Annotated in this window: 14 protein-coding genes; 8 read left to right on the forward strand and 6 right to left on the reverse strand. The window is 61.7% G+C overall.

Annotated features, from left to right (window positions below; all coding sequences use genetic code 11):
* Positions 1-40: 40 nt before the first annotated feature.
* Complete coding sequence (locus tag AC1RUR_RS19425) at positions 41-2,689, reverse strand: bifunctional diguanylate cyclase/phosphodiesterase (RefSeq protein WP_492846825.1); 2,649 nt, start codon at positions 2,687-2,689, stop codon at positions 41-43.
* 796 nt (positions 2,690-3,485) lie between these two features.
* Here AC1RUR_RS19425 and AC1RUR_RS19430 point away from each other — a divergent pair.
* Entirely contained in the window at positions 3,486-4,550 is a 1,065-nt protein-coding gene (locus AC1RUR_RS19430; protein WP_492846827.1) for a site-specific integrase, read from the forward strand.
* An 18-nt stretch (positions 4,551-4,568) separates the two neighbouring features.
* Here AC1RUR_RS19430 and AC1RUR_RS19435 read toward each other — a convergent pair whose 3' ends face one another.
* The 5 genes from AC1RUR_RS19435 to AC1RUR_RS19455 all read right to left on the reverse strand — a co-directional run bounded on the left by AC1RUR_RS19435 (position 4,569) and on the right by AC1RUR_RS19455 (position 8,600).
* Entirely contained in the window at positions 4,569-5,576 is a 1,008-nt protein-coding gene (locus AC1RUR_RS19435) for an alpha/beta fold hydrolase (RefSeq protein WP_492846829.1), read from the reverse strand.
* Between the two features lie 56 nt (positions 5,577-5,632).
* Positions 5,633-6,208: a VOC family protein gene (locus tag AC1RUR_RS19440; protein ID WP_492846830.1), complete on the reverse strand. Its 576-nt coding sequence runs from the start codon at positions 6,206-6,208 to the stop codon at positions 5,633-5,635.
* Between the two features lie 59 nt (positions 6,209-6,267).
* On the reverse strand, positions 6,268-6,690 hold the full coding sequence (locus AC1RUR_RS19445; protein WP_492846832.1) for a GlcG/HbpS family heme-binding protein: 423 nt from the start codon (positions 6,688-6,690) through the stop codon (positions 6,268-6,270).
* A 40-nt stretch (positions 6,691-6,730) separates the two neighbouring features.
* A complete protein-coding gene (locus AC1RUR_RS19450) occupies positions 6,731-7,786 on the reverse strand; it encodes a DUF4331 family protein (protein ID WP_492846834.1) in 1,056 nt (351 codons plus the stop codon).
* Between the two features lie 109 nt (positions 7,787-7,895).
* A complete protein-coding gene (locus AC1RUR_RS19455; protein ID WP_492846836.1) occupies positions 7,896-8,600 on the reverse strand; it encodes a type 1 glutamine amidotransferase domain-containing protein in 705 nt (234 codons plus the stop codon).
* A gap of 285 nt (positions 8,601-8,885) precedes the next feature.
* Here AC1RUR_RS19455 and AC1RUR_RS19460 point away from each other — a divergent pair, with 285 nt between their 5' ends.
* From AC1RUR_RS19460 to AC1RUR_RS19490, 7 genes are read left to right on the forward strand one after another with little or no spacing between them, the layout of a single operon-like run.
* A complete protein-coding gene (locus AC1RUR_RS19460) occupies positions 8,886-9,941 on the forward strand; it encodes an alpha/beta fold hydrolase (RefSeq protein WP_492846838.1) in 1,056 nt (351 codons plus the stop codon).
* A 29-nt stretch (positions 9,942-9,970) separates the two neighbouring features.
* On the forward strand, positions 9,971-11,314 hold the full coding sequence (locus AC1RUR_RS19465; protein ID WP_492846840.1) for an epoxide hydrolase family protein: 1,344 nt from the start codon (positions 9,971-9,973) through the stop codon (positions 11,312-11,314).
* A gap of 59 nt (positions 11,315-11,373) precedes the next feature.
* Positions 11,374-12,222, forward strand: coding sequence for an enoyl-CoA hydratase/isomerase family protein (locus AC1RUR_RS19470; protein WP_492846842.1), 849 nt, complete (start codon positions 11,374-11,376; stop codon positions 12,220-12,222).
* 48 nt (positions 12,223-12,270) lie between these two features.
* A complete protein-coding gene (locus tag AC1RUR_RS19475) occupies positions 12,271-12,741 on the forward strand; it encodes a (2Fe-2S)-binding protein (protein ID WP_492846844.1) in 471 nt (156 codons plus the stop codon).
* A gap of 2 nt (positions 12,742-12,743) precedes the next feature.
* A complete protein-coding gene (locus tag AC1RUR_RS19480; protein WP_492846846.1) occupies positions 12,744-14,921 on the forward strand; it encodes a xanthine dehydrogenase family protein molybdopterin-binding subunit in 2,178 nt (725 codons plus the stop codon).
* A 26-nt stretch (positions 14,922-14,947) separates the two neighbouring features.
* Positions 14,948-15,373: an OsmC family protein gene (locus AC1RUR_RS19485; protein WP_492846848.1), complete on the forward strand. Its 426-nt coding sequence runs from the start codon at positions 14,948-14,950 to the stop codon at positions 15,371-15,373.
* 34 nt (positions 15,374-15,407) lie between these two features.
* Positions 15,408-15,836, forward strand: coding sequence for a cupin domain-containing protein (locus tag AC1RUR_RS19490; protein WP_492846850.1), 429 nt, complete (start codon positions 15,408-15,410; stop codon positions 15,834-15,836).
* Positions 15,837-15,843: the final 7 nt, after the last annotated feature.

Consider the following 15,843-nt stretch of genomic DNA (forward strand, 5'->3'; position numbering starts at 1 on the left):
CGACAAATCGTATCTGGAGCGGGTCGATCATCTCGTCCGCTCAAGCAATGGATGCAAGGCCCGCCGATGCGCTGGGCCGATCGAAGCGATCCGGCCGGCCCACGATCTGCGCGTATTGGTTGATCGCGGCCGGCCGTCCGATCAGGAAGCCTTGCGCGAAATCACAGCCTGCATGAGAGAGAACCTCGAGCTGAGCCTGCGTCTCCACGCCCTCCGCGGTGACCGCAAGCTCGAGCCCGCGCGCCAGCCCGATGACGCCGCGCAGGATTGCCTTCGATTGCGGGCGATCGAGATTCGAGATGAAGCTGCGGTCGATCTTGATCATGTCGAAGGGGAATGCCTGGAGATAGGACATCGACGAATAGCCGGTGCCGAAATCGTCGAGCGCGATGCGCACTCCGAGCGCCTTGAGCCTGCGCAGGATCGAGACCGCGCCGTTGAAGTCGTCTATCAGAACGCCCTCCGTGATCTCGAGCTCGAGCCGGTCCGGGCGCAATCCGCTGGCGATCAGGGTCTCGTGGACGAGCCGCACGATGTCGTCGTTGCGGCACTGCACCGGCGACAGGTTGACGGAGATCTTCAGCTCGGTCGGCCATGACGCAGCCTCGCGGCAAGCCTCGCGCAGAATCCATTCCCCCATCGCCACGATCAGCCCGTTCTCCTCGGCGAGCGGGATGAAGATGCCGGGGGCTATCAGGCCGCGACGCGGATGCTGCCAGCGGACCAGTGCTTCGAAGCCGACGATCTCGTCGCCGATCCGCACCAGCGGCTGGTAATCGAGCCGCAGCTCGCCATTGGCCACGGCGGACTGCAGATCGTGCTGCAACTCACGGCGCTCGCGCAGCAGCGCGCCCATCTCCGGCTCGAAGAAGCGGATCGCGTTGCGCCCTTCCGCTTTGGCGCGGTAGAGCGCGATGTCGGCATTGGCCAGCAGCGTGGTCGGGTCGTTTCCATCGGCCGGCGCGCGCGCAATGCCGACGCTCAATCCGATACGCACCTGCCGGCCGGCAAGTTCGATGTCGCCGACCAGGGCCGTCCGCAGCTGCTCGGCCACCTGGCCGGCGGCTGCGGCCTGCGCCTCGTCGAGCAGGACCACGATGAATTCGTCGCCGCCGACCCGCGCCAGGAAGGCGTCGCCCGCAACCTCCTGCAGGCGCCGCGCCACCTCGCACAGCAAGGCATCGCCAACGAGGTGGCCATGCAGGTCGTTGATCTCCTTGAAGCGGTCGAGATCGAGGCAGAGAATCGCGAAGGTTCTGCCCGCGCGGATCGCCGCGTCGACCGTCGTGGCAAGATAGTCGGAGAACGAGGCGCGGTTGTGCAGGCCCGTCAGCGCATCGTGATGTGCAATATGCGCGATCCGCTTCTCCGCGCGCCTCTGCTCGGTGATATCCTCCACCGTCATCACGAAGCCGCCGCCCGGTATCGGCCGGAACACGACCACCACGGCTCGTCCGTCGCGCAGCTCCGATACGATGCTCGCCGGCTTGTTGGCCGTCACCATGGCCATCAGCCCGCGGACGTGGCCGTCGGCGCTGCTCTCGGGATAGAGGCCCTGCGAAATCTGATGGTCGAAGACCTGCACCAGCGTGGTGCCGGGTCTGGTGAGCTCGCCGGGCAGGTGAAACATCTCCGCGTAGCGGTCGTTGCACACGATCAGGCGGTGATGGGCGTCATACATGCAGACGCCTTGCGACTGATTGTTCAGCGTTGCGTCGAGCTGGATGCTCTGCTTCCGGAAATATTGCACGACGACGGCTCCGGTGCCGCCGATGGCGACCACGAGCACGATCGTGAGTCCGACCAGGAACAATGCCTCCGTCCACCATCCGGCGAGCGCGGCGGAGACCGCGGTGCTGGTGGTCAGGTGGACCGGAAAGCCGGCAACGCGCGCTGCCGCGATCAGCCGGTCGGAGCCATCGACATCGTCGTGCCAACGGACGACGCCGCTGCCGGATCGCGCGATTTCGTTTAGGCGTCCCCCGGACAGGGATTTGCCGATCGACGCATCGACATGCGGATGGCTCGCCAGCAGCGCACCGTCCTGCCGAAGCAGCGCAATCGATTCACCGGGGCCGCGGACCAGCGTCCGATAGAGCTCCTCGAAATATTGCGACCTGATGGTGCCGACCACCAGGCCAAGGAATTCGCCGTCCGATCCCATGAATTTCCGGGCAAGCGGGATCGTCCAGGCGCCGGTTCGCGGATCCTTTTCCAGCTGACCAAGCCTTGAGCTCAACGCCGGATCGGCCTTGAGCGCCTGGAAATAGTCCCGATCCGCGACATTGAGGGGCGGGGTGGGCCACGCCACCGACGAATTGATCACCCTGCCGTCGGCGCCGACCAGCATGACGGCCTCGATATGCGGGAAGCCGCCGATCTTGTCGTCCAGCATGAGGTGGATATCGCGGCTCGCCATGGCACGTGCGTAGACATCGTCGGACACGACCGCGAGCGTCTGCATGTGCTCGATCAGGCTCGCCTCGATCAAATTGGCGGCGTCGAAATCACGCGCCGCCTGATTGGCCAGCACGGTGGCGGTGGCCAACAGCTGCTGTTTGCCCTCCTCGATCGCGTGGTCGCGCAGGTTGGACAGGATCAGGGCGATGGTGCATATGACGAGCGCGATCAGGAAGGCGCCGCACAGCATCAGGACGACGACCGGACGCGTCGAGCCGGTCCGGCGCATCGGAGGCGGTCGACCCTCCTGCGCGAACCTTGCCAACGGTCCTGTGAGTGTGCGAGCGGACGGCAACGTCGTTCCTGCGGCGGTCGGTCTTTCGGAAAAACCTAGCCATGGCCATTTGGCATTTCGTTAAAGCCGACGCATGGCCGCTGCCACAATGTCGATTACGGTTACGTGCGTGTTACGTCGCAGGTCATGATGCGGGGAAATACCGGCTCGCCAGGCATGTTTCCCGGTAGTTCTACCGGGGTCTGCGTAATTTTTACGCGCCGTGAGAACGCGCACGCGACGCCTCGAATGCGCCGCCGTCCTGCGTGATCAATCGATTGTCGCTTCGGGGAGACATCGGCGCACCGCGCGACGTCGAAGCTCGGCATCTCGATCGGCGAGGCATTCAGTCGTGGAGTAGACTGCGGAAAATCAGCAGATCGACCGCGCGAAGCGGAGAGACCGCGCCGAGACCCGCTGGATCGCATCAGCCCTGCCGAAGCTTCGCCGCCGAGCCATCGTCGGTGACGGGAGCGCGATCCCTGATGGTCGCAGGCTTGTACGGCGGAGCAGGCTTGCAAGGAACTGGCGCACCCGACACGATTCGAACGTGTGACCTTTGCCTTCGGAGCAAGATAACGTACCTATCCGAAGAGTGCGATAGGGCACGCTATTCTACGCTATCGGGCTGAAGAAACTGGATATTCTCCACAACAACAGCGACGTTCCTATCCGAAACCCCGCACCGACTTTCTCCCGCCTGCTTACGCGTTACTTACTTGGGAGATCGCACCCGGAACGAAGGAGCGTCATGGTCAAGATTACAAAAAGAGTTGTCGAGGCATTGGAAGCCCTAGAGAAGGACTACCTAATCTGGGATGACGAACTGCCGGGCTTCGGAGTCCGGGTCTTTAGTTCCGGCAAGCGCAGTTACGTCATCCAGTATCGCCGGGTCAAGGATCTCACCAAGACCGACATCAATAAGGTCCTCAAGGACATCATGGCCGGAAAGACGCGAGTTTCGGTCAAGACCAAGAAACTGCGCGGAAAGGCCATCGTCCGAGGCGGCGCTGGAACGGCCACGCGTACCGTCGGTCTTCTTGGCGGCATTCTTACCTACGCCGTCGAGGCAGGGATCATCGAGAGCAACCCGGTACGTGGCATCCGCAAGCCAAAGGACAACGTGCGAAAGCGTCGACTGTCGGAGGCGGAGTATCGAATTTTGGGTGGGATACTCCGCGAGGCCGCCAAGCAGGAGAAATACACCACGATCGTTGACATTATTCGCCAAGTTGCGCTGACCGGCTCCCGGCGAAGCGAGATAATCGGCTTGAAATGGACAGAGGCGGACACCGAGGCGAGTTGCTTGCGGTTGGAAGACAGCAAGGAGGGTGAATCCATCCGTCCCATCGGGTTATCTGTCGTCGAGTATCTCGAACGACGGCACACCGACGATGTCGGCACATACGTCTTCCCGGGGCAGGGTGAGGACAACGCGTTTGGCAGCTTCCCGAACCATTGGAAGTATATCTTCCAGGACTCCCCGCTATCCGACGTGACGCCGCACGTCCTCCGTCACAGCTTCGCGAGCATCGCCAACGATCTTGGGTTCACCGAAGTGACCATCGCGGCGCTGGTCGGCCATGCCAAGGGTTCGGTGACAAGCAAGTACATCCACACGCTTGACACTGCGCTCATCATGGCTGCCGACACGATCTCGGGCTACATCCAGGGGCTCCTTGACGGTATTGAGTTCAAGCAAACCGCCTATGCACTGGACCGCGATTCGAGAAAAGCCGCGCTCGCCCGGTTCCTAAGAAGGGCTTCTAGCGGCGACCCAGAGGAGGACGAATTGGGTCGCCGTTTAGCCGCATAGTCCGAGCAACACCCTCGATTAATCCAACAAGAATCGTCGCGTCTCGTCAGCGACCGTGTCGCCCTCTGTCTCCAGCGCAAAGTGGCCGGTATCTAGAAGAACGATGCGTGCAGCGGGAATGTCTCGCCGAAACGCCTCAGCCCCCGGAGGAGCAAAGAATGGGTCGTTCTTTCCCCAGACGGCCAGAAACTTGGGCTGCCGCTGGCGAAAGTAGGCCTGATAAAGTGGATAGCGGGCGATGTTGCGCTTGTAATCTAGCTTGAGATCGATCTGCAACTCGGCATTCCCGGACCGCGCCAGGATCGCCGCATCGAGCGTGTAGGCCTCCGGCTCGATTCGCGATGGATCGGCTACGCCATGGAAATAAGCTGCCTTTACCCCATCGAGTGTCATGCGCGCGCGGATCGGTTCGCGCTTGTCGGAGCTCGGGCTCACCCAATAGGCGCGCAACGGGTCCCAGGCCTCCGGTCTTAAGCCCTCGACATATGCATTGCCGTTCTGGCTGATGATCCCGACGACTCGGTCTGGATACGCCAGCGCCAGATCCCAGCCGACCGGCGCGCCGTAATCGAAGACGTACAGCACGTAGCGCTTGAGCTCCAGGGCATCGACGAACGCGGCTATGGTACGGGACAGCGAGTCAAAGTCGTAAACGTAGTTCCGATCTGCCGGGATTTGCGTGAAGCCGAACGAGGGCAAATCCGGCGCGATCAGCCGGAATCGATCCGCGAGCTTCGGCATCAGGTGACGAAAGTAGAAGGAGGAATTCGCAAAACCGTGTAACAGCAGCAGGGTGGGCGCGTCGGCAGGACCGGCTTCACGATAGAAAACGTCGATGCCATCGGCACGGACCCATTTGTGTCGTGTCCCGGTCGCGGCCTCCGGCGCCGACGCCTGCGCCGGCAAGGCCGTGCCCAAACCAACGGCCGTCACGCTGCCTGCCAGCACCGCACGTCGCGTAGCGCCGAGTGAGCCTTGATTCCCGGCGACCGCTGGCCGTCCGGAGGAACATGAAAAATGGATCATGGGAGTCTTCAAATCCTCAGGAAACGATCGGGTCATCAATGCGATTGCCTCACCATTCAAAGATGCTTGCTGGCCTGCGTACGCCGGACCAGGTCAGTGATCTCGGGCGTGAACGGGGTCTCACCAGGTTCGAGATACCCAGTTAGCCGCGCAGTAACCTCCTGGAATACCCAGCCATTGCCGTCGGGGTCGCTGAACGAGGCGTACGAGGCGTAGCTCTTCCGTTCCGGATTGGGACCGGAGGCGATGCGCTTGCCGTTGGCGTGGTGGAAAATGCCGCCCGTGTCATGGAAGGGCTCGCTGATCGCGATGCCGCGGCGGATCAGGTCGGCGCGGACAGCCTCGATATCGGAGACGATAAGATGTAGCCCCTGCACCGAGCCCGGCAAGGCCGCCGTGACGTTTCTGCCGAAAATTACCGAGCAGCCGGAGCCGGGCGGCGTGAACTGGATCACCCGGTAGGCATCGCCGTCAACGAAGTCGATATCGAGTCTCCAGCCGAGATCGCTGTAGAAGCGTTTGGCGCGATCGACGTCGGAAACGGGGATCACGACGACCTCGAGCTTCATATCGATCTTACCTGCTCCAACAGCTTTGGCTGCGCTTTCTTTCTGCACTTCAGTGACGCTCATGTCTTGCTCCTCGGGAAATGATGGTTATCGTTCGTTACCAGAGACAGGATTCCTTGCCTTCACGATGCTGCGGCGAGGGCCGGTGCATCAGCCTCATCGAGCGCTGATTCGAGGACGGCGACGTCCTGCTCAACGGTGCCGCCACTGACACCGACGCCTGCTACCAACTGGCCCTCGCTTGTGAGCGGTGCTCCGCCGCCCATCGAACAAAACCGTCCGCCGGAGAGGCCCATCAGAGCGAAAAGCTCCTGCCCAGGCTGCACGAGGGGAGAGATGTCAGCGGTCCGAAGCCCCACCAGCGCGGAGGTGTAAGCTTTCCGCTCCGAGATTTCGGGAGCGAATGCTGGCGCGCCGTTCATGCGGTGCTTGAGAACGATGTTGCCATGGATGTCTACCACGCAAACGGCAACCGGTATCTTTGCGCGAACCGATTGCGCTTCAACGCGGTCAGCGATATTTTTAGCGAATGCAAGCAAGTCCATGGCTGGCGGCCTTTCTGATCAGCATTGCAGGAGTTGGAATTCAGCTCGCATTCCGCGAGGGTTTGTTTTCAGGCACAAGGGCTCGGGTCTCCGCGGTTAGTTTCTGTTGAGACCGTTCGCAGGCCGGCATATGTGGCGGGCCCAGGTATGGAAATTCGGCGAGCAGATCCGGATGAGCATCCACACCATCGCTCTTGACCCTCCCATTGGTGAGGATGGCGACGAAATGGTCGAGGGCATCGTCCGTGAGCGTTCGTCCGTTGTTGGGATATGAGGCAGGACGGGCTGGCTCGAACGGCATGATATCGGGCAGCAGGGTTGCCGCTATTCGCCTCGCTTCGAGTGGAGCGTAGCCTCCTGTGTGCTCGAGCGAATGTGCGAATGCGGTAATGAAATGGCTGTCGTCCGCCGGCTCCGCGGACAGGTAGGCCTCCCTTGCGTCTCCCGGCAGAAAAACCGCTTGCGACGGCCTGGCGCCGCGGTCCGCTTGAACCCAGGTTCTTCCAACGAGAGCGATCGTGCGCGCCCATACACCCAGTTGCCCCGCTCCGAGCGCCGAGTTCGGCAGTTCAAGGACGATGCTGCATATGTCCTTATCGGCGAAATAGTCCTCGCCGGTGAAGTGAAAGCCGTTCAGTGCGCCCATCACATCAAAGAAGAACGGATCGCTCCGCCAGCCTGCGAAGAAGCGGTAACTATTGGCGTCTGTCACTATTGCTTCTCGATCGACCGAGACTGACGCGTTCTCAATGATGATCTGCCCATCATCGTCGAGCCCCGCGGCGGCCGCTCCTTCCGCCCGGCGAAGAGTCGCCGTCTGTTTCCCGTCCACAAACGACGAAAACCGTATCCGATACGCAATGTCGGCGACGGCATCGCCATTGGTGTCAATCCTGAACTCGTAGATCGCATCGGCTGAGAAGGGCTCGGCCGTGGTGGGTGTCGACGGGTTGAGGCTGAAGGCGGGATGCACATTCATGATCAGCGTTGACCTGGTCGCGTTTCCCGGCTTTGCGAAGACGTAGAGGTCAGTCAGATCCAGGCGGGCATCCCCTCGAGGAAAACTGGCATCAGGTCCCGAATAGTGGTGTGACATCGATGAAATTTCCTCACCAGATATCGGCAATGATCTTCGCGGGGCGGGCGCTGTACGGGGACCCGCCCGCATCTCTCAGAGTTTCTCCAGGCGCTGGAATAATGAGCCCCTATGAAGCCTGGGCGGTGACACCCTTTTGTTTCAGCGCCGCCATCAGAGTCTTCGCGGCCGGGCCCGACGAGTGCGGGTTCTGCCCCGTGATCAACTGGCCATCACTGACGACGTGGACGCCCCAGTTCGCGACCTTGGAGAAGACCGCGCCCAGCTTCATCAATTCGTCTTCGACGAGGAAGGGCACCACGTGGGTGAGGCCGACCTCCTCCTCCTCGCCATTGGTGAAGCCGGTGACCTCCTTGCCCTGAACCAGGAGCCTCCCGTCCGGCGCCTTCACGTGGCGCAGTGCGCCTGGGGCGTGACAGACGAGAGCGATTGTCTTGCCGGCAGCAATGAAGGACTCGATCAGCTTGATGGAATGCTTGTCCTCGGCGAGATCCCACATCGGGCCGTGGCCGCCTGGATAGAAGAGGGTGTCGAAGTCGTCCTGCTTGACGCTGTCGAGCCGAAGGGTCTTGTCGAGCTGGGCTTCCGCGGCTGCGTCCTTCTCGAAGCGGAGCGTGAGGTCAGTCCGGGATTCGGGCTCGTTGCTCTTGGGATCCAGCGGCGGCCGTCCGCCCTTCGGCGACGCCAGCGTGATCTCAACGCCGGCGTCTTTGAAGACGTAGTAGGGAGCGGCGAGCTCCTCGAGCCAGAAGCCCGTCTTTCGCCCGGTGTTGCCTAATCGGTCGTGGGACGTGAGAACCATCAGCACCTTCATGACTGTCTCCTTTGTCGGTCGTTGAATGAAGCGACGCCTCGCATCACAACAGGGATGCGTCGGCACGATCTCATCGCCTTGCAGTTCGTTGTAAGGCGAGCAATGCGGTTATTAGCCGGCGGATCGTTCGGCATTCACTCACACATTGAGCGTCCGATCACTCATACGTTGATGTTAGCGAACTCTTCCCAACGTCCGATGGTTTGGTTTCGGGTGAGCAGACAGTATCCGCCCAGCTCGCGATGCCTCTCCGGCGTGAGAGCTGGCAAATGACTGGTGATGCGCATGACCGGAAGCGACTACGGACAAGCCCTCGGCCGGCGACGATTCCTTGAGGTTGCCGCCGGAGCGCTGGCGACCACGCAACTCGCGCCGGGTCAAGTTGCTCATGCGGGACTTGTCCTGGACAGCTCCATAAAGCTGGCTCAATTGGAAGTGTCAGGCTCGTATTTATCCATGAAGCAGATCGAGGCTGGTGTGCTCAACGTCGGATATGTGGAAGCGGGCCCGACCGACGGACCGACGGCGGTCCTCTTGCACGGCTGGCCTTACGACATTCACAGTTTCGACGAAGTCACGCCGCGCCTGGCATCTGCGGGATTTCGCGTCATTGCCCCATATGCGCGCGGCTATGGCTCGACGAACTTCCTCTCGAATGAGACGCCTAGAACAGGCCAGCTGTCCGCATTGGCGGTGGACACGATCGCGTTGATGGACGCGCTCAACATCAAGCAGGCGACGATCGCCGGCTTCGACTGGGGTGCCCGCACGGCCGATATCGTTGCCGCACTATGGCCGGATCGCGTCAGGGGCATTGTCTCGGTGAGTGGCTATCTCATCGGCAGCCAGCAGGCCGGAAAGAGACCCTTGCCGCCGAAGGCCGAACTTCAGTGGTGGTATCAATACTATTTTGCGACGGAGCGCGGTCGCGAGGGATACACGAAGTATCGGCGCGAATTTGCGGAGCTGATCTGGAAGCTCGCGTCGCCCGGTTGGCAGTTCGACAACGCAACATTTGCTCGCAGCGCAGCAGCTTTCGATAATCCGGATCACGTCGACATTGTGATCCATAACTATCGGTGGCGGCTTGGGCTGGCCCAGGGAGATCCCGGGCTCAATGACTTGGAGGCGAAGCTGGCCGCCGCCCCGCAGGTGAACGTGCCCGCGATCACCCTCGAAGGCGATGAGAATGGCGCGCCGCACCCCGATCCGTCGGCTTACGCGAACAAGTTTTCCGGCAAATACGTACATCGCCTCGTTACGGGCGGCATTGGCCATAATTTGCCTCAGGAAGCTCCGGAAGCGTTCTCCCAAGCCGTCATCGATGTCAGCAAGCTTTGAGACAAGCGCGTCCATAAAGGGAGCAACAAATGAAAAACTTCGTCGACCAGTCACTGCTAACGACTTTCGAGACCCTGCGGGATCGCCGCCAGTTCCTCGGCACCGCTGCGATTGGGCTGGCGTCAGCAAGTGCGGCGAGTCTGCTGCCGATGCGCTCAACCTCGGCAAAGAAGGACGATGGCATTCGTCCTTTTCACGTCAATTTCCCTGAAGAAGAGTTGGTCGATTTGCGCAAGCGCGTGATGGCGACTCGCTGGCCGGATCGCGAAACGGTGGCCGATGCGTCCCAGGGCGTACAACTGACGACCATCCAGCAGCTCGCCCGGTACTGGGGCACGGATTACGACTGGCGGAAGGTCGCGGCGCGGCTCAACGCTTTACCGCAATTCATCACCACCATCGATGGGCTCGACATTCATTTCATTCATGTTCGCTCGAAACACGAGAATGCATTGCCGATGATCGTGACACATGGTTGGCCCGGCTCGATCATCGAGCAACTGAAGATCATCGATCCATTGACCAATCCCACAGCCCATGGCGGGACTGCATCCGACGCGTTCGATCTCGTAATTCCGTCGCTGCCGGGCCACGGCTTTTCGGGAAAGCCGTCTGCCCCGGGCTGGACACCCGTTGCCATTGCTCGTGCGTGGGCGACGCTGATGCAACGTCTGGGCTATACGCGGTACGTAGCGCAGGGTGGGGATTGGGGGAACGCCGTCTCGGAGGTGATGGCGTTGCACCAGCCGCCCGGATTGCTCGGCATTCACACCAACATGGCGGCCACCGTTCCGGCTGATGTTTCGAAGGCTCTATCGGCCGGCGGCCCGCCGCCCACCGGCCTCTCAGCCGATGAAAAGCATGCGTGGGACCAACTCGATGATTTCTACAGGCACGGCCTCGCCTACGCCCAGGAAATGTCGAACCGGCCGCAGACGCTTTACGGTATCGCGGACTCGCCAGTCGGTCTCGCCGCCTGGATGCTGGATCACGACATCCGCAGTTACCGTATGATCTCGCGCGTCTTTGATGGAAAGACGGAGGGACTAACTCGCGACGACGTTCTCGACAACGTCACGCTCTATTGGTTGACGAACACCGCGATATCGTCAGCGCGCCTATATTGGGACACCACGCAGGTCTCGACGGGAGGAGGATTCTTCGACGTCAGAAGCGTCACGATTCCGGTCGCGGTGAGCGCTTTCCCCGACGAAATCTATGCGGCTCCACGCAGCTGGGCAGAGCGGGCGTACCCAAAACTCATCCATTACAACAAGCTCGAAAAGGGCGGCCATTTCGCCGCCTGGGAACAACCGATGCTGTTTTCGTCCGAGATGCGAGCTGCATTCCGATCGCTCCGTCAATCGATCTGAGATCGACCAGCGCGGCCGGGTGGCGCGTACATCGTTCCAAAAAAACAAAGGAGTCCGTCATGAACCGTCCCGAAAGAACCTTTGCGCCTCAGGAAATCCGTCTCGAGCGGCGGTTGCCGTCATACTGGCGGGTCACGTTCGATCTTCCGCCAGTCAATATCTTTGGGCCGAAAGAGACTTTGCGACTTAACGAGATCATCACGGCAATCGAGATGGATGAGCAGGTCAAGGTCGTTGTCTTCGACAGTGCCGTCGACGGCTTCTTCATCACGCATTACGACTTCCTGGCGCCGCTTGAAGAATCGGCCAAGATCCCGCCCGGACCGACGGGTCTGCAGGCGCTGCCGGACATGCTGGTGCGCCTCAGCCGCGCTCCGGTCGTGTCCATTGCCTCCATTCGCGGCCGTGCAACCGGCGTCGGGAGCGAGCTCGCGCTCGCAAGCGACATGCGGTTCGCCAGCCGCGAGAGGGCGATTCTGTCGCAGTGGGAAGTCGGGGCGGGCTTGGTGCCAGGCGGAGGGCCCATGGCCCGGCTGCCGCGGTTGATGGGAAGGGGCCGCGCTCTGGAGGTCCTGCTGAGCGCCGATGATATCAACGGCGACCTCGCCGAGCGCTACGGCTACGTCAATCGCTCCGTTCCGGACGCCGAGCTCGACGGTTTTGTCGATGCGCTCGCCATGCGGATCGCCTCCTTCGACAAGCAGGCCATTGCCGATACCAAGCGCCTGGTCGATGTCGCGAGCCTGCCGCCCGACGTGGAAATCAAGCCTGAGTGGGACGCATTCATCGCGGCGCTCGGACGGCCAGCCAGCCAAAAGCGGATCAAGGCGTTGATGCAGCGCGGCTTCCATCGTCCTGGCGACGTCGAAAACCGTCTCGGCTTCCACGTCGGTCAGCTTGGGGACTGACCGCTCGGCCGTCACGCCACGCGATTTGCGACAGCGAAGGAGAGGCATATGGCCTTTACCATCAACATCAACGGAATGACACGGATCGTCGACGTCGACGGCGATACGCCGCTGCTTTGGGTATTGCGCGATGTGCTCGGCATGACCGGGACAAAGTTCGGATGCGGAATGGCACTATGCGGCGCGTGTACGGTGCATGTCGACGGCACAGCTACCCGTTCCTGCATCACGACGATCGACGGTTTGGGCGACTCGAAGGTCACGACGATCGAGGCAATCGGTGCCATCCCAGCGGGCGCGAAGATCCAGAAGGCCTGGCTCGACTGTGAGGTGGTTCAGTGCGGCTACTGCCAGTCCGGCCAGGTCATGTCGGCCTCGGCGCTCCTCGCGAGCAATCCGTATCCGACCGATGCTGATATCGACGACGCCATGAGCGGCAATATCTGCCGCTGCGGCACCTACGTTCGCATCCGCGAAGCGATCAAGCTCGCCGCGCAGAGCAACGGAAAGGCGGGCTAGTCATGAGCATCGATCGCACCATCTCGCGCGCTTCCGTCGCCGGTCTTTCCCGTCGCAACTTCCTGGCCAGCAGCGTCGCGGTTGGTGGCGGTCTGTTGCTGAGCCTGAGCTTGCCGGTCGGCCGCAGCGAAGGTGCGGTCGCCGAGGATTTCGCGCCGAACGCCTTCATCCGCATCGGAAGCGATGGACAGGTCGTGCTGACCATGCCCTACGTCGAGATGGGACAGGGCACCTATACCTCCATCCCGATGCTGATCGCCGAGGAACTCGATGTCGACCTGAACCAGGTTCGCCTCGAACATGCGCCACCAAACGAAAGGCTTTATGCCAATCCAATGCTCGGCGTGCAGGCAACCGGCAATTCGAATGCCTTGCGCGGCGGTTGGAAGCCGCTGCGCCAGGCAGGAGCCACGGCAAAGGCGATGCTGATCGCAGCCGCTGCCAAGCGCTGGGGCGTCGACGCTAAATCATGCCGGGCGCAGGACGGCGAAGTATCTCATGCGGCGAGCGGGCGGCGCCTGAAGTATGGCGAGCTTGCCGTCGAGGCTGCCCAAATGCCGGTGCCAAAGGACGTCGGGCTGAAACAACCGGATGAGTTCAAACTGATCGGTACGCCGGCGAAACGGCTCGATGCCGCCGGCAAGGTCAATGGCACGGTCATCTACGGCATTGATGTCCGCCCAGCCGGCGTTAAGATCGCAACCCTGGCGCAGTCTCCTGTCTTCGGCGGAAAGCTGAAGAGCGTTGACGACACGTCGGCGAGGGCCGTCAAAGGCGTGCGCCAGATCGTCCGTCTCGCGGATGCCGTTGCCGTGGTTGCCGATCATATGGGTGCCGCGAAGAAGGGGCTCGAGGCGCTCAAGATCGAATGGGATGGCGGCGAGCATGCCGCGCTCAGCACGCAAGACATCGCTCGCGAGCTGGAGCAGGCGACCCTCAAGACTGGCGCTGTTGCACAAAATGTCGGTGATGCCGACAAGGCCATGGCGAGCGCGGTTACCAAGGTGGAGGCGATATATCAGGTTCCATTCTTAGCGCACGCCACCATGGAGCCGATGAATTGCACGGTTCACTTTCGGGGTAACGAATGCGAGATATGGATCGGCACCCAGGCCATCGCGCGAGTGCAGGCGATGGCGGCGAAGGCTGCGGGTCTGTCGCCGGAGAAGGTTATCGTCCACAACCACCTGCTCGGCGGCGGCTTCGGCCGGCGGCTGGAAGCTGATGGCGCGGTGCGCGCGGTCGAGATCGCCAAGCAGGTCGACGGCCCGGTCAAGGTCATATGGACGCGCGAGGAAGACATCCAGCACGACCTGTACCGCCCGTATTGGTTCGACCGCATCACGGCCGGCCTCGACAATGACGGCAAGCCGATTGCATGGAACCATCGCTTTGCGGGCTCCTCGGTGATTGCACGCTGGTTGCCGCCCGCTTTCGCCAACGGTCTTGACCCGGACTCGACCGAGGGAGCGATCGACCTCGTCTACAAATTCCCGAACTTCCATGTCGAATATGTCCGTGTGGAGCCACCCGGCATTCCAACCGGGTTCTGGCGCAGCGTCGGTCCATCGCACAACGTCTTCGTCACCGAGAGCTTTGTCGACGAGCTGGCGGCCGCCGTCAGGCAGGACGCGGTCGCCTTTCGGCGCGCGCTGCTCGACCACAATCCGCGCGCCCGGGCGGTGCTTGACCTTGCCGCCGAGAAAGCCGGCTGGAGCCAGCCTCTGCCGAAAGGACGCGGTCGCGGCATTTCGCTGCAAAATGCCTTCGGCAGCCTCTTGGCCCAGGTCGCCGAGGTCGAGGTGGCAAAGGATGGCTCCGTTCGCGTCCACCGCGTCACATGCGCGATGGACTGCGGGACCGTGGTCAATCCGAACACCGTGCAGGCGCAGCTTCAGAGCGGGATCATGTACGGCGTGACGGCAGCACTCTACGGCGAGATCACGCTCAAGAACGGTCGTGTCGAGCAGACCAATTTCGACACCTATCAGATCCTGCGCATGAACGAGGCGCCGACCGTTGATGTGCATCTCATCAACAGCTTGGAGCCGCCAGGCGGCATGGGCGAGACCGGTACGTCGGCGATCGTTCCCGCTATCGCCAACGCGATATACGCGGCAACCGGAAAACGTCTGCGCAGGATGCCGATCGACGTCAATCAATTGAAGCAACCGGCGTGAGGCCATCGAGGAACGGGAGGAAAGATATGATCCGTAAGGCAAGGGCGCGTTGGCACGGCACCGGCAGGGCGGGAAACGGAAATCTCTCCAGCGATTCCGGCGTGCTCGCCGAAACGCCGTATTCGTTCAAGACCCGCTTCGAGAATGAGAAGGGTACCAATCCGGAGGAGTTGATCGCCGCAGCCCACGCCGGCTGTTTCACGATGTCACTTGCCTTCGGCTTGCAGGCAGCGGGTTTTAGCCCGACCGAGCTTTCGACCGAGGCCGCTGTCACTCTGGAGCCGGAGGGGCAGGGATTTCGCATCAGCAAGTCCGCGCTCACCTTGCGCGGCAAGGTGCCGAATATTGATGAAGCGGGCTTTAGCCGCCTTGCCGCCGAGGCGGAAAAGAACTGTCCGGTATCCAAGGTTCTTAACGCCGCGATCTCGCTCGACGCGAAGCTGATCGCGTGAACGCGTTTGCCGCCCAGATCCAGGGAGAGCGATCATGCCTCGAACACATCAGCCCGACCAGTCCGTGTTTCGGGCGATCTTGCCCGAAGATATCGACTGGAAGCCATTTCCGGCGTTTCCCTCCGGAGCGCGTCTGGCGGTAGTCGTCGGCCATCCCACCCAGGCAGGTCCTTACGTGGTGAGGGTCAAGGTGCCGGATGGCACGAAACTGATGCCGCACAAGCATCCGGAAGATCGTATCTACACCGTGTTGTCCGGCGTGTTCTACATCGGGCTTGGCGAAACATTCGACGGCGACAAGGTGAAGGCCTATCCGCCGGGAAGCGTCATCGTTCTGCCTGGCGAGACCTGGCATTTTCACTGGGCGAAATCCGGCGAATACGTCACGCAGGTAACCGCAATCGGCCCGCTCGGCCTTGAATATCACAATCCGCACGACGATCCGCGGCATCAACACGCATAGGCCGATC

Source organism: Bradyrhizobium sp. GW821-FHT12B03 (genome assembly GCF_058807535.1).

Bases quoted from the DNA above. Each gene is read 5' to 3' on its own strand.
- AC1RUR_RS19450 (WP_492846834.1), bottom strand. From the start codon at position 7,786: ATGTCACACCACTATTCGGGACCTGATGCCAGTTTTCCTCGAGGGGAT.
- AC1RUR_RS19455 (WP_492846836.1), bottom strand. From the start codon at position 8,600: ATGAAGGTGCTGATGGTTCTCACGTCCCACGACCGATTAGGCAACACC.
- AC1RUR_RS19425 (WP_492846825.1), bottom strand. From the start codon at position 2,689: ATGCGCCGGACCGGCTCGACGCGTCCGGTCGTCGTCCTGATGCTGTGC.
- AC1RUR_RS19480 (WP_492846846.1), top strand. From the start codon at position 12,744: ATGAGCATCGATCGCACCATCTCGCGCGCTTCCGTCGCCGGTCTTTCC.
- AC1RUR_RS19445 (WP_492846832.1), bottom strand. From the start codon at position 6,690: ATGGACTTGCTTGCATTCGCTAAAAATATCGCTGACCGCGTTGAAGCG.
- AC1RUR_RS19470 (WP_492846842.1), top strand. From the start codon at position 11,374: ATGAACCGTCCCGAAAGAACCTTTGCGCCTCAGGAAATCCGTCTCGAG.
- AC1RUR_RS19485 (WP_492846848.1), top strand. From the start codon at position 14,948: ATGATCCGTAAGGCAAGGGCGCGTTGGCACGGCACCGGCAGGGCGGGA.
- AC1RUR_RS19435 (WP_492846829.1), bottom strand. From the start codon at position 5,576: ATGATCCATTTTTCATGTTCCTCCGGACGGCCAGCGGTCGCCGGGAAT.
- AC1RUR_RS19460 (WP_492846838.1), top strand. From the start codon at position 8,886: ATGACCGGAAGCGACTACGGACAAGCCCTCGGCCGGCGACGATTCCTT.
- AC1RUR_RS19475 (WP_492846844.1), top strand. From the start codon at position 12,271: ATGGCCTTTACCATCAACATCAACGGAATGACACGGATCGTCGACGTC.
- AC1RUR_RS19440 (WP_492846830.1), bottom strand. From the start codon at position 6,208: ATGAGCGTCACTGAAGTGCAGAAAGAAAGCGCAGCCAAAGCTGTTGGA.
- AC1RUR_RS19490 (WP_492846850.1), top strand. From the start codon at position 15,408: ATGCCTCGAACACATCAGCCCGACCAGTCCGTGTTTCGGGCGATCTTG.
- AC1RUR_RS19430 (WP_492846827.1), top strand. From the start codon at position 3,486: ATGGTCAAGATTACAAAAAGAGTTGTCGAGGCATTGGAAGCCCTAGAG.
- AC1RUR_RS19465 (WP_492846840.1), top strand. From the start codon at position 9,971: ATGAAAAACTTCGTCGACCAGTCACTGCTAACGACTTTCGAGACCCTG.